Raw genomic sequence first — 13,054 nt, forward strand, 5'->3', positions numbered from 1 at the left:
AATTTTCACTCCTATTTCAAATTAAAGATATTAAGGGCTAAGTAATCTCCTATATAAGGAAATATCTGATATAAATTGGCAGCTAAAGACATCGATAAAGGTAAATTAATTTCGCGTGTATATGGCTTTTGGGTCGCAACTTTAATCATTTTATCCGCTACTAATTCTGGTGTGATTGTAAATCTTTTGACCTTTTCGTAATAATCTCTTAAATTTTTATCATAACTAAAAAATGGTGTCGCTACCGGTCCTGGATTAACAGTTGTGACAAAAACATTGGCTTGTTTAAGTTCTAAGCGCAAGGCATTCGCATAGCCAATAACCGCAAATTTAGTGCTAGAATAGACACTGGAATTGGTGTGGCCATTTTGCCTGCCATCGAACTCACAAAGAAAATGTGGCCGCTTTGTTGTTGTACCATTAATTGAGATATTAAAGTAGTCAAATATATCATACCAAAAGTATTCACTTTAAACATCTCGTTAACTTCTTCATAACTAAATTCATTCGCTAGTTTAAATGTACCATAACCTGCACAATTTATTAAGTAATCTACCCTTTGATATTTACTTTTTATTTTTTGATAAGCATATTCTAATTGGGTTTTATCACTGACATCGCATTTTACAACCAAGCTATCCGTATGATATTGGTGATATAACTGATGAGCTAAATTTTCTAAAGCTGATACATTACGCGCTATTAAAACTAAATGCGCACCTTGTTTTGCAGCTTTTATCGCGACCGCTTTACCAATCCCGCTGGAAGCACCCGTTATGACCATCACTTTATTGTTCATCTGGCATCTCCTTATGATTGCCCACTTCAACCTCAGTAAAATCATAGACAATTTGCGCTTGAGGAAAAACAGTTTTAGCCTGCTTTTCTAATTTCTTAGCATCAGCCCCTAGATAACGAGCACTAATATGATTCATTAACAGTTTTTTTACTTGTGCCTCTTTTGCGACTTTTGCTGCTTGTATATTCGTTGAGTGAAAATGAGCATAAGCTAAATCCTTTTCTTGATCGACATAAGTCGCTTCATGAATTAAGACATCCGCACCTTTTGCCAAAGTCACTAAATTAGCACATGGACGCGTATCACCTAAAATGGTTACAATTCGCCCTTTCTTTTCTTCGCCAAGAAAATCATTCCCATTTAAAATGGTTCCATCGGCAAGAGTTACAGTTTCGCCTCGTTTTAATTGCCCAAAAATAGGTCCATTCGGAATATTATAGGGCGCTAAACGATCGATGAGTAATTCTCCTTGTGAATCCGGTTCAACTATTCGAAATCCAAAACTAATCACACCATGATTTAAAGGTAAATAATCGATTTTCCAACCATTAGCAAACTTTAATTGTCCGCCTTCATTGTTTAATTCCACGAATTTAATTGGATAAGACAATTTGGATTTAGAAAAACGCAAAGCATTTTGAACGAATTGGCGAATACCTTGCGGACCATATATCGTTAAGGGATCATTGCCTCCCCCTTGAAAGGAACGACTACTTAAAAAACCCGGAAGACCAAAAATATGATCACCATGCATATGAGTAATAAAAATATTGGTTATTTTTCTTGGTTTAATACTAGTTTGTAATATTTGATGTTGAGTGGCTTCCCCACAATCAAATAACCATATTTCATTGATTTCGTCTAATAATTTTAATACTAATGAACTAACATTACGAGCTTTGGCTGGTACACCTGAACCCGTACCTAAAAATTGTATCTTCATCTAAAACTCCTAACTAATCGTTAATATGACAAACTTTATTGCTGACGATACAGTTCATTTGCCATTAATTTTGCTAACTCTAAACTTCCCTTCTCATTGGGATGAAATTCATCAAGTAACCAATCCGGATGAGTATTAGCAACACTCGCCCAATCGATTAATCTCACATTTCCATAACGTTGAGCTGCTTTAAATAATTCATTGTTGACTTGCTGTGTCCAAGCACGATTAGGACTGATTAAAACGAAATATATCATTCGATTTTCACCTATAGCCTCTATATAATCATCGAGTTGACCTTTGGTAAAAGCGCCATTAGTCCCTAGTAATGTGATTACCGTTGGTGCTAGTTTATTTTTGGCTTTTAAGGATTCGATATCACTAACACTGTTATATAATTGACGTGCTTCATTAGCATCTATCACTGCTTTAGGAAAAACATCGATTATCTGTTGTGCTGATGCTAAAAAGATTGAATCTCCTACAAACGTGACTTCGATGGCATTAGCATATAACTTCACTTCTTGTTCTAAGCCTTCAATATTGTTGATAACAATTTTAGGTCGTTCATTTGAACTAAGCGTTTGATCAACAATCGCTTCATTGTGTTTGAATGTTTCAGCTAATTCTTGCACGACTCCTGCTCTTGTTTGCGGTGCTAATAATATGCCGAATAGTCCGATAAAGAGTATTATTCCATAAAAACCACTGAAAAATTTTACTTGTTTAAATTTACCCGAATTATTTTTTAAAAATTTTAATTGGAATCTTGTTTTTCTCATATTAGAATCTTGTCCAAATGGTAAGACAATTTTACGACTTTCAATGAGATAGTAAGCAAATTCAGCAAAAACAACCAATAAAAGACAGCCAACAAATATATGAACCGCATAACTTCGATTAACCTTTTTTAATAATTCTGGCATCACTAATACAATTGGATAAAACCATAAATAATAGGTATAACTTTTTTTACCTAAATAAACAAATGGTTTAAAACTAAAAAATTTATTTAACCAAGTATCTGGATATAAGGTAATAAAAATAACAATTAAAGATAAGAGTGTAAAGAGCGTTATACCAAAACGAAAAGCAAAAGGTTGCGTACCATACATATAACGTATCATCATCCACATCAGCCATAAAATAGCAATACCTAAACCATTTAACAGCCCTTTCGTTTGTGAATTGATTGCTTTCGGCTTTAAATTATATGGCATCGCTAAGCTAAGCACTCCACCTAATGTATAAGCAAATAATCGGGCTAAGGTATTAAAAAATATACTGGAATGTTCATGTCCCGTAGTTTGTAAATACCACATTAACACCATTGAAATTAAACTGACGATTGAAAGCATATTGATCGCAGTTGAGGTGCTTTTATGCCATTTATAGCAAGATTCAATTAAGAGCGGAGTTAATAATATGAGTTGTGCGTACATTGAGCTATACCATAAATGAGCAAAAACACTTTGGTTAGCTGTTTGAGCAAAAAATGAGCTCCCTGTTATGATTTGATAAAAATTATTAACAAATAAAAGACTGCTCAATCCCATATTTCGTAAGTTCATATAGTTTTTGGGGGATATGAACATAATGAAAACGGTCATAAAAATCATCATAAATAACATAGGGAAGAACAATTTATCAAACCGTCGTCTTAAAAAGTTGCGATATTCCATTGGTTGTTCTAAAATGATTCGCTTTTTAAAAATGCGAAAATTTAAGAAGCCACCTATTAGGAAAAATAAATTAACGGCAACAAAGCCACCGGGAACCAAATGCTGCAGATAGTAATAGGCAATGATAATAACTAAAGAGAGACCTTTAAGTCCATCTAACACTTCTATTCGATTTTGATTCGACTTACCTATTTGCATATTGCTCACCATTAATCCATAAACTCGAATTGATAACCAGCTAAATCGACAATATCACCATTTTGAGCACCGTGTTGGCGTAAAGCTTCGTCTACACCCATGGTACGTAGTTGGCGAGCAAAACGGGCAATACTTTCGTCATGAGCCATATTGGTCATCGCATAAAGCTTTTCAATTTTTTCACCGTATAAGCGCCAATATCCCTCATCAATTTGTTCAATCATGAATGGTACATCTTCTTCTAATTGATAATGAACCGCTTCGATCACTTCTTCTTCTAGTGGTACGAAGGTCGTTGTTTGAATCAATTCATATACTTTATTTAATAAAGGTTTAATGCCAGTTGTTTGCCAAGTACTGACTTCAAAGATAGGTGGTAAATCTTGTTTTTGTTGTTGATAATAGCTAGCAATTTTTTCTTTAAAGAGTTTAATGTTTTCTTGAGCAACTGCTTCATCCATTTTATTAGCTACAATCACCATCGGACGTTCTAATAACTTTGCATTATATGCTTTTAATTCCTGCATAATGTCTAAGAAATCTTGATAAGGTTCACGGCCATGTACACCAGCCATATCAATCACATGAATTAATACTTTAGTACGTTCAATATGACGTAAAAAATTTATTCCTAAGCCGACACCTGCTGAAGCTCCTTCAATTAATCCAGGCATATCCGCTAAGACAAATTCTTTACCAATGCCTAAATTAACGACGCCTAAATTTGGTGTTAAAGTCGTAAATTGATAGTCTGCAATCTTAGGTTTAGCATTGCTGACAACGGACAATAAAGTCGATTTGCCAACACTTGGATAGCCTACCAGCCCCGCATCAGCAATCACCTTTAATTCCAACGATAATGCTCGTTCTTCACCTGGTTCACCATTTTCGGCAATTGAAGGTGCCGGATTTTTATGAGTGGCAAAGCGAATATTTCCGCGTCCCCCACGTCCGCCTTTAGCGACAATAACTTCTTGCCCATGGTCAACTAAATCCGCAATTATTTGCTCTGTTTCCGCATCGCGCACAATCGTTCCGGGTGGTACTTTGACAATCAAATCTTCAGCACCCGCTCCATATTTACTTTTACTCATGCCATTTTCACCATTGGCTGCTTTAAAATGACGATTATAACGGAAATCCATTAAAGTATGGAGTCCTTCATCCACTCGAAAAACCACGTCACCACCACGACCACCGTCACCACCGGCCGGTCCTCCATCTGGTACATACTTTTCCCTTCTAAAAGCAACCATGCCATCGCCACCTTTACCAGCTTTGACATTCACAACTGCTCTATCTAAAAACGTAGACATATTATCACTCCCTTTCTTTTATCAAGTTCTATTTTTAAAATTTACTAATTAATAAACGTGGATCTAAATAATCTAAAACATATTGAGTTAAAGTTGTCATTGTCGCATAACGATTGGCCTTGATTTTTTCATCTTGATCATTGACCATGTTCTCTTCAAAATAATGGTTAATCGGTGCGACTAAGTGTTGTAAGGTATCTAATACATTCCCTAGTCCTAGTGATTGGGTTAAGCCAATCAAAGTTTTTTCAGACTCTGTTTGAGCTAGAGCTAAATCAAGATGAGTATTTTCTGCTTTGCTACCTAAATTAACAACTCGGCTGATTGCTTCAACGATAGCGCGATAATTCTCTGGCTCATTGTCTTTTTTAGCTTGCAATGCTTTAGCCGTTTCAACCATTAATTTAAAGTTTAAGCCTTTAGAAGCTACCACAGCTTGAATAATATCAAATTCTATTTGTTCTCGTTCTAAAGCAACTGACATTCTAGCATTAAAGAAATCAATAAGATGTTTTAGTAATTCATTATTACCTTTAACAACTGAATGATTTTCTAATATCGCTAATAAATCGATTTGCCAGTCGGTCGATAATAATATTTCTACTACTCCCATCGCTTGACGTCTTAATGCATAAGGGTCGTTTGAACCGGTTGGAATTAAATCGACACTAAAGTAATGAATTAAAGTATCTAATTTATCAGCTAATGTTAATAATTTGCTGGCAGTTGTCGTTGGTAATTGACCTCCACTTGATTTTGGTAAATATTGTTCACGGATCGCGATGGCAACTTGTTCATTGATACCGTAATGCGGTGCATACACATAACCAATTTCTCCTTGGAGCTCATCAAACTCGCCAACGGTTTGGGTCATCAAGTCATACTTATAAATTTTAGCTGCTTCAATAGCAGTGTTTGTTGTTGCTTGGTCGACTTGTACTGACGCAGCAATTAAAGGAATAAAAGCCGCTACTCGTTGTTGTTTATCAGCAAGACTACCTAATTTAAAATGTTCATTAACAGACGTTAACTTATTTAAATAAAATGCTAAATCTTGTTTTAAATCTTCTTCATAGAAGAATAAGGCATCCTCTAAACGAGCACGTAAGACTTTTTTATTACCTTTAATCACATTTTCTAGATGGTCGCTATTACCATTACGTACAGAAATAAATATCGGTAAAAGTTTATTCACTTGGTTTAAAGCATAAAAATAACGTTGGTGATCCTTCATCGCAGTTATTAATACTTGTTCAGGTACTTTTAAATACTCTTCTTCAAACTCACCATAAAAAACAGTTGGCCATTCCACTATGGAAGTCACTTCCTCTAGTAAATCTTCATCAATTGGCACAATCCAATTCTTTTCATTAGCTAATGATTCAATTTGGCTTTTTATAATGGCCTGGCGTTCTGCAAAATCGGCTAATACAAATTCTGCTTTTAATTGTTCAACATAAGTGGCTGGACTCTTAATTGACACTTCATGACCTAAGAAGCGGTGCCCACGTGTCAAGCGATCAGCTTGTACTCCAACAAATTCAAATGGTACCACAGTTTCATTTAATAAAGAAACAAACCAATGAATTGGTCGAATAAAAGGTGTTTCAATTGCATTCCAATGCATCGTCACTGGAAAGGTCATTGCTTTAATGACTTGGGGCATTTTTTTTAAGATATCAGTGGTCTTTTTGCCTTTGATAAATTTATTAACATGTAAGTATTCAACACCTTTAATCTCTTCAACAAAGCTATCTTCTGGTGATGCTTGTTGTCCTCTTAAAAAACCTAAAGCGGCTTTGGTCCATTCACCATTTTCATCTTTAGCTATTTTCATAGCAGGTCCTTTTGCCACTTCGGTAACATCCGCTTGTGCTTCTGCTAATCCATCAACAATGACAGCCAGTCGTCTCGGTGTAGCATAAGTTTTAATCGTACTAAATTCAATACGTTGCTCAGTTAAATAATCGGCTACGCGTGTTTTTAATTGTTCACTTAATGATAGCAAAAAGCGTGCAGGTACTTCTTCTAAACCAATTTCTAATAAATATTGATTACTCATTATTTCATCTCCTTAGATACTTGTTTTAATAAAGGATAACCTAATTTTTCTCGTTCATTAACAAACGCTTGTGCCACAGAACGAGCCATTTTACGGATTCTTGCTAAATAACCCGCACGATCAGAAACGGAAATCATGCCACGTGCATCTAATAAGTTGAAACTATGGCTACATTTTAAAATATAATCATAGGCTGGATGAACTAATTCAGCTTCAATTAAGCGAGTTGCTTCATTTTCATAGGCATCAAATTGTTGGAATAACATTTCACTATCACTTAATTCAAAGGCATAAGTCGAATGCTCACGTTCGGGTTGCTTGAAAATTTCACCATATTTAACGCCAGCTACCCATTCTAAATCATAAACATTTTCGACGTCTAAAATATACATGGCTAATCGTTCTAAACCGTAAGTTAACTCAGAAGTTACTGGATTACATTTTAATCCGCCTACTTGTTGGAAATAGGTAAATTGGGTAATTTCCATCCCATCAATCCAAACTTCCCAGCCTAATCCGGCACAACCTAATGAAGGATTTTCCCAATTATCCTCAACAAAACGAATATCATGTTCTAATGGATCAATACCAATCGCTTCTAAACTTTCTAAATAGAGTTCTTGAATATTTAAAGGAGAGGGTTTCATAATCACTTGAAACTGATGATGTTGAAATAGACGGTTGGGGTTTTCACCATAACGCCCATCTGCAGGTCTTCTAGATGGCTCTACATAAGCCGCATTCCAAGGTTCAGGCCCAATCGCTCTCAAAAAAGTATAAGGACTCATCGTGCCGGCACCTTTTTCATTATCATAACTATTTAAAATCATACAGCCTTGTTTCGACCAAAATTGTTGTAAGGTCATAATAATCTCTTGCATGGTTGTTTTCTTTTCCATACTATCACTCCTTAATAATATTAAAAATCCCTATGAATAGCCAAATAAGACTACTCATAGGGACGAAAGTATTTTCGCGGTTCCACCCTAATTCTAGTAAGGACTAGCACTTTTAATTTTATACAAAATAACCAAAAGCATGCCTTCGATTTGCCCTAGCTTTCACCATTCTAGAGTCGCTATACTATCTTCTTTTTTCTTGCTTTTAATAACTAGATTTTACCGATTATCCGGGCTATTGTCAACTTGCGATTGAAGGATTGTTGTTCTTTTTGAGCCTCTTTTTGATAGAATACTTTGATACTTTTGATCCAATTGGTCTATCTCGTTAATAAACTGTTTACTTTTAAGTCTAATTCCAACAAATTCTTGATAAAGTTCTTTTGTCAGTCTTTTTAATTCAGTAATTGTTTCAATACTAACATTGATTGAATTAATTTTATTTAAAGAGGTATTGGCTAATAAAAAAGCGACATGCATCGCCTTAGGGCTAATATGCAAGCGATAAGGATCATTATTAAAATGTTGTCGACAAATCAAGCCACCTAAATTGATACTAAAATCAAAAGGTTCTTGCCGATGCCCACATACTTGACAATGTTGCCAATTTAATTGAGTACCAAAATAAGGTAATAAATAAATCTCAAAATAGACCATTAAGATGTCATGGTTAAAACCTTCATTTAACTTTAATAATGTTTCATTTAATAAATGATACAAATGAGGTTGTGGGTCAAAATCTTCAAATACCGCATCGATTAATTGCACGAAATAACTTGCATAAGACTGCAAGGTTAAATCCTCTAATACTTTCCGAGGAAAGGCTAATGTTGAGGCTTCTTTGACAAAAGAAAAACCTGACGGATTAATGGTACCCACATATTGATTTTTAGAAAATGGAATTAACTGAGCTCGCATAGCATGATTGGATTGCTGCCCTCTACGAATAAAAAACATCCGCTTTCCAAATTCTTTGGTCAGTAATTTTACAATCGTGTCTTCTTCGCGATATTGCCTACGAAATAAAACAATGCCTTCGAATGTTTCTTGCATGCCGTCACTTCCATTTCATTTTTCAAACTATTGATTAATAATCGGTTTTCTTATAGCCCAATTCATTGATATAGGTCTGTTTATTACGCCAATCCTTTTGCACTTTGACCCATAAATCTAGATAAACTTTATCATCTAATAATCGTTCAATGTCACGACGAGCCATTTGACCAATCTTTTTAATCATCGAGCCTTGAGCACCAATAATGATTCCCTTTTGACTCTTTCTTTCAACGATAATAGTCGCTTGTACTTCCACTTTATCATTTTCATTCCGTTGCATACTTTGAACTTGAACCGCCACTGAATGTGGAATTTCTTCTTTCGTTAAAAGTAAAATTTTCTCCCGAATAAATTCAGCTACCACAAAATATTCCGGATGATCCATGATTTGATCAGCAGGATAATACTGTGGACCAACTGGTAAGGTAGATTTCAAAGTATTCATCATTTCTGGAACATTGTTCCCTTCCAAGGCACTGATTGGAAAGACTTCACTAAATTCTAATTCACTTGTATAAGATTCAATCGTTTCAAATAAACTATCTGGATGGACAAGATCAATTTTATTAATTAAAAGATACACAGGTACTGAAAGATTTTTTAATTTCTCGATGATTAATCGATCACCTGGTCCAATACTTTGAATCGCACTGACGACAAATAGTACAGCGTCGACTCCTTTCAAAGCACTATATGCGGTATTAACCATAAAATCTCCTAGTGCATGTTTAGGTTTATGAATTCCCGGTGTATCAATGAATACAATTTGTGCCTCTTCATCAGTGTACACACCTTGAATTCGATTACGAGTTGTTTGTGCTTTGTCTGACATTATCGCAATTTTTTGTCCGATGACCCTATTTAATAAGGTAGACTTGCCTACATTTGGTCGTCCGATAATCGCAACAAAGCCTGATTTAAATTCTTTATTTGTCATAATGACCTCTTTCTAAAATAATTTTACTAAGTATGGTACAAAAATAATGAGTCCTACGACAACTGCAATCAACGACATCATCATCACGGCAGCAGCCGCAATATCTTTACTTCTTTTGGCGTGCTGATCCCACTTGGTGCCAACAACTAAATCGACCACCGTCTCAATGGCAGAATTAATCATTTCCAACGCTATTACATGACCAATCAGTAAGATGATAATTAACCATTCGGTGGTCGTAATTTGAAAAATAAAACCAGCCACTACTACAGCCAATGTCATCAATAAATGAATTCTAAAGTTGAATTCTTCCTTCCATAAGGTAATGAGTCCAGCTTTAGCTGCTTGAAAAGCCGAAATTCGATTTTGATTCGCCCAGTATTTAGTTGGTTTATCTTGTAAGCCCATATTCTTCTAAAACCTCATTTTGAATGCCAAACATTGCTTGTTCTTCTTCTTCGGTTTGATGGTCATATCCATTTAAATGAAGAAAGCCATGTACCGTTAAAAAAGCTAATTCACGTTCAAAAGAATGACCATAATCAGCTGCTTGTTCAACGATTTTCTGATATGAGATAATAATATCACCTAGATGTTCTGGGATAGCAGCAAAATCGTCATCTGCTTCCATCGTAAAGTCAAAATCGTCATCGCCTTCTGTTAAAGCAAAACTTAAAACATCTGTCGGGCGATCAATACCACGGTATTGTTTGTTTAATTGGTGGATTGTTTCATTATTAACAATTGAAATGTCTACTTCACTTTGTTCTGAAAGTCCTAATTTTTTGGCTGTTAATTCGATGACATCTTCAATTATTTTTGTATGTGACGCTTCTAAATACTGTTCATCATCGATTAAATCAATAATCATCTTGTTCGCTCCTTCTATTCTGGGTATTCTACGCGCGTATGAAACATTCCCGCCACACCATTAATGAGAGACTGTTTAACAATTTTTAACTCTTGGACCGTTAATCCTGAATCTTCAAATTGATTTGCTTCAATCTTCCCATCGATGATTTTAGTAATTAAGGCGGTAATGGCTTCAACTGAATGTTCTTTTAAAGTTCGAGAAGCTGCTTCAACAGAATCTGCAATCATAATCACTGCAATTTCTTTTGACTGTGGTTTTGGACCTGGATAGCTAAAATCTTCAATATTAATATCCGTTTTTTCTTGTTTAGCCTGATGGTAAAAATAGCCTGCTTGGGTGGTACCATGATGTTGTAAACAGACATCGACTATTCCTTTAGGCATATTATTATCTTCTAGTATTTTTGCCCCTTCGGTAACATGACTAATAATAATTTTAGCACTTTCTGCAGCTGTCATCATTTGATGAGGTGAAACCATCCCTTGTCTTAAATTCTCGACAAAAAACATTGGATATTTCACTTTCCCTACATCATGATAGTAACTTGCCACTCTCGTAAATAGTGAGTCGCCTCCAATCGCATCCACAGCGTTAGCACTTAAATTAGCTACTAAAATACTATGGTGATAAGTACCTGGTGCTTCTTCAATTAAGAGTTTTAATAATGGATGATTAAGATTAGCTAATTCATTTAGTGTTAAGGCTGCTTGATCATCGAGTAATTGTTCCCAATAAGGTTTTATTAAAATATATATCGTATGCATGATAACTGCACTCGTTAGCATTGCAAAAGTGGTGGTTAACGTTTCATAATTGAAAATTTCATAATTCATCGCTAATAAAATCGGAACGGTAATGACTACATTCCATAATATTGAAGATTTTAAGGTCATTTGATGCATCGTAGGATCCTGCTCGATTCTTAACCAAATAACGAGCATCATAAAGAAATAAAAGACTGCTGGAATTAAAACACCAATTAAGTCCGTTTGACTATTTAAAACAAATAAACTAATTAAGTTAAAGAAAATAATAGCTAATGCAATCGTCCGTCGATCGGTTTTAGGTAAAATTAATAATGGTAACAAACCAGCTGGAAACAACAACATTGCTTCAGACATCCCACTTTGTTGTAAGACTTGTAAAAGTGTTAGAGAGATAAAAGCAAAGAGAAAAGCCAATGAATAAGCTGTTAAACGCATATTACCATCATTAACGGTTTTACTTTGTTTGTTATCCCATTTATTAAATACCATATAAAGAAAAATGGCGTGAATTAATAACACTGCAGCAAAAGCATAGATGTTATAAACCTTGGTTTGATTATTTAAAATGCCATAAATGTTTAATAAACGAATCATTTCAGAGTCAACCACAAAACCTTCTTGAATGATAACTTGACCTTGTAATATATAGGTTGGCTGTACTTGATTGACTGCATTTTCTCTCGCTAACTCCGTCGCCGGTTCGTCAAAAACCACTGTGGGTACCATTAACTGAACCACTAAAGATTTAAGGATTTCTCGATTTTTATTGCGAATAATATCAGCATTAATTTGACTAAAGATATTCTCGATAACGGTATTGACTTTCTCAGCCGAGATTTCTTTCATTAACGTTTCTGAAATAGTATTGGTAATATAAGTTTGAAGACCAATTATTTCTTCATCATTCATTTTAGCAATCGCTAATTGCATCTCATTATCAAGGTCCGCTACGAAATCTTTAATAGATTGGTCACCCTTTTGTAATTGATTCACTAAAACGATTGTTTTTTCTGCATCATTTAATTGTGCAAATGGTACTTCCTGAGTTTCGGTTCTTTGTTCCGTCCCAATCTCATTGGCCAATTCATTTAAATCATCTAATTCATTAAATAATTGCTTAATTTGTTGAGTCGAATAATTTTCTTTTCTTAATTGACGAATGGAACTAAAATATTGTTCAATTAATGTCAATTGATTTTCACGTATAGATGGACTATAGGTATAAACATCGGCCACCGCATCATAGGCACGTTGCTTATTCTCATTGGTTGTCTGTTCATCGATCGTAGTATATGGTGCGCGAATAGTTACATCGGCAACTTGATTAGGTTGAATATTATATTGTCTTGGTTTGACACTGGCAAAACCAAATAAAAAAAGTAATACAGTTAAAAGTGCAATTAAAATAGGTCGATACCATTTACCTAATCTTTGTTGTAATTGATATAATTTTTTATTCAAAATGTCACCCCAATTCAATCTTTTTCTGCAATAGGATATAAAAGAAAGATAAAAACGGTT

The 13,054-nt window shown here is 34.8% G+C and carries 10 protein-coding genes and 1 pseudogene; all 11 read right to left on the reverse strand.

What is annotated here, in order from left to right:
* Positions 1-11: 11 nt before the first annotated feature.
* Positions 12-844 (reverse strand): annotated as a pseudogene (locus LB888_RS12095) (SDR family NAD(P)-dependent oxidoreductase).
* Entirely contained in the window at positions 789-1,742 is a 954-nt protein-coding gene (gene rnz / locus LB888_RS00100; RefSeq protein WP_318753115.1) for a ribonuclease Z, read from the reverse strand. Before rnz ends, LB888_RS12095 begins: the two are co-directional and overlap by 56 nt.
* A gap of 35 nt (positions 1,743-1,777) precedes the next feature.
* Positions 1,778-3,622 (reverse strand): acyltransferase family protein, encoded by a 1,845-nt coding sequence (locus LB888_RS00105; RefSeq protein ID WP_318753116.1) that lies wholly within the window; start codon positions 3,620-3,622, stop codon positions 1,778-1,780.
* Positions 3,623-3,633: 11 nt separating this feature from the next.
* Positions 3,634-4,938, reverse strand: a complete 1,305-nt coding sequence (obgE, locus tag LB888_RS00110; RefSeq protein WP_318753117.1) for a GTPase ObgE — start codon at positions 4,936-4,938, stop codon at positions 3,634-3,636.
* A 34-nt stretch (positions 4,939-4,972) separates the two neighbouring features.
* Positions 4,973-7,000, reverse strand: coding sequence for a glycine--tRNA ligase subunit beta (glyS, locus tag LB888_RS00115; protein WP_318753118.1), 2,028 nt, complete (start codon positions 6,998-7,000; stop codon positions 4,973-4,975).
* Complete coding sequence (glyQ, locus tag LB888_RS00120) at positions 7,000-7,899, reverse strand: glycine--tRNA ligase subunit alpha (RefSeq protein WP_311921068.1); 900 nt, start codon at positions 7,897-7,899, stop codon at positions 7,000-7,002. The genes glyS and glyQ overlap by 1 nt, the downstream gene beginning before the upstream one ends.
* Before the next feature lie 219 nt (positions 7,900-8,118).
* Positions 8,119-8,952 carry a DNA repair protein RecO gene (gene recO, locus LB888_RS00125; RefSeq protein ID WP_318753119.1) on the reverse strand — a complete coding sequence of 278 codons (834 nt, stop codon included), beginning with the start codon at positions 8,950-8,952 and terminating at the stop codon, positions 8,119-8,121.
* 34 nt (positions 8,953-8,986) lie between these two features.
* Positions 8,987-9,892, reverse strand: coding sequence for a GTPase Era (gene era, locus LB888_RS00130; RefSeq protein ID WP_066124830.1), 906 nt, complete (start codon positions 9,890-9,892; stop codon positions 8,987-8,989).
* Positions 9,893-9,904: 12 nt separating this feature from the next.
* Positions 9,905-10,300, reverse strand: coding sequence for a diacylglycerol kinase family protein (locus LB888_RS00135; RefSeq protein WP_318753120.1), 396 nt, complete (start codon positions 10,298-10,300; stop codon positions 9,905-9,907).
* On the reverse strand, positions 10,284-10,763 hold the full coding sequence (gene ybeY / locus LB888_RS00140; RefSeq protein WP_078755284.1) for an rRNA maturation RNase YbeY: 480 nt from the start codon (positions 10,761-10,763) through the stop codon (positions 10,284-10,286). Before ybeY ends, LB888_RS00135 begins: the two co-directional genes overlap by 17 nt.
* A gap of 14 nt (positions 10,764-10,777) precedes the next feature.
* Entirely contained in the window at positions 10,778-12,994 is a 2,217-nt protein-coding gene (locus LB888_RS00145; protein ID WP_318753121.1) for an HDIG domain-containing metalloprotein, read from the reverse strand.
* Positions 12,995-13,054: the final 60 nt, after the last annotated feature.

It is taken from the genome of Globicatella sp. PHS-GS-PNBC-21-1553, from assembly GCF_033564055.1.
GTDB lineage: Bacteria > Bacillota > Bacilli > Lactobacillales > Aerococcaceae > Globicatella > Globicatella sulfidifaciens.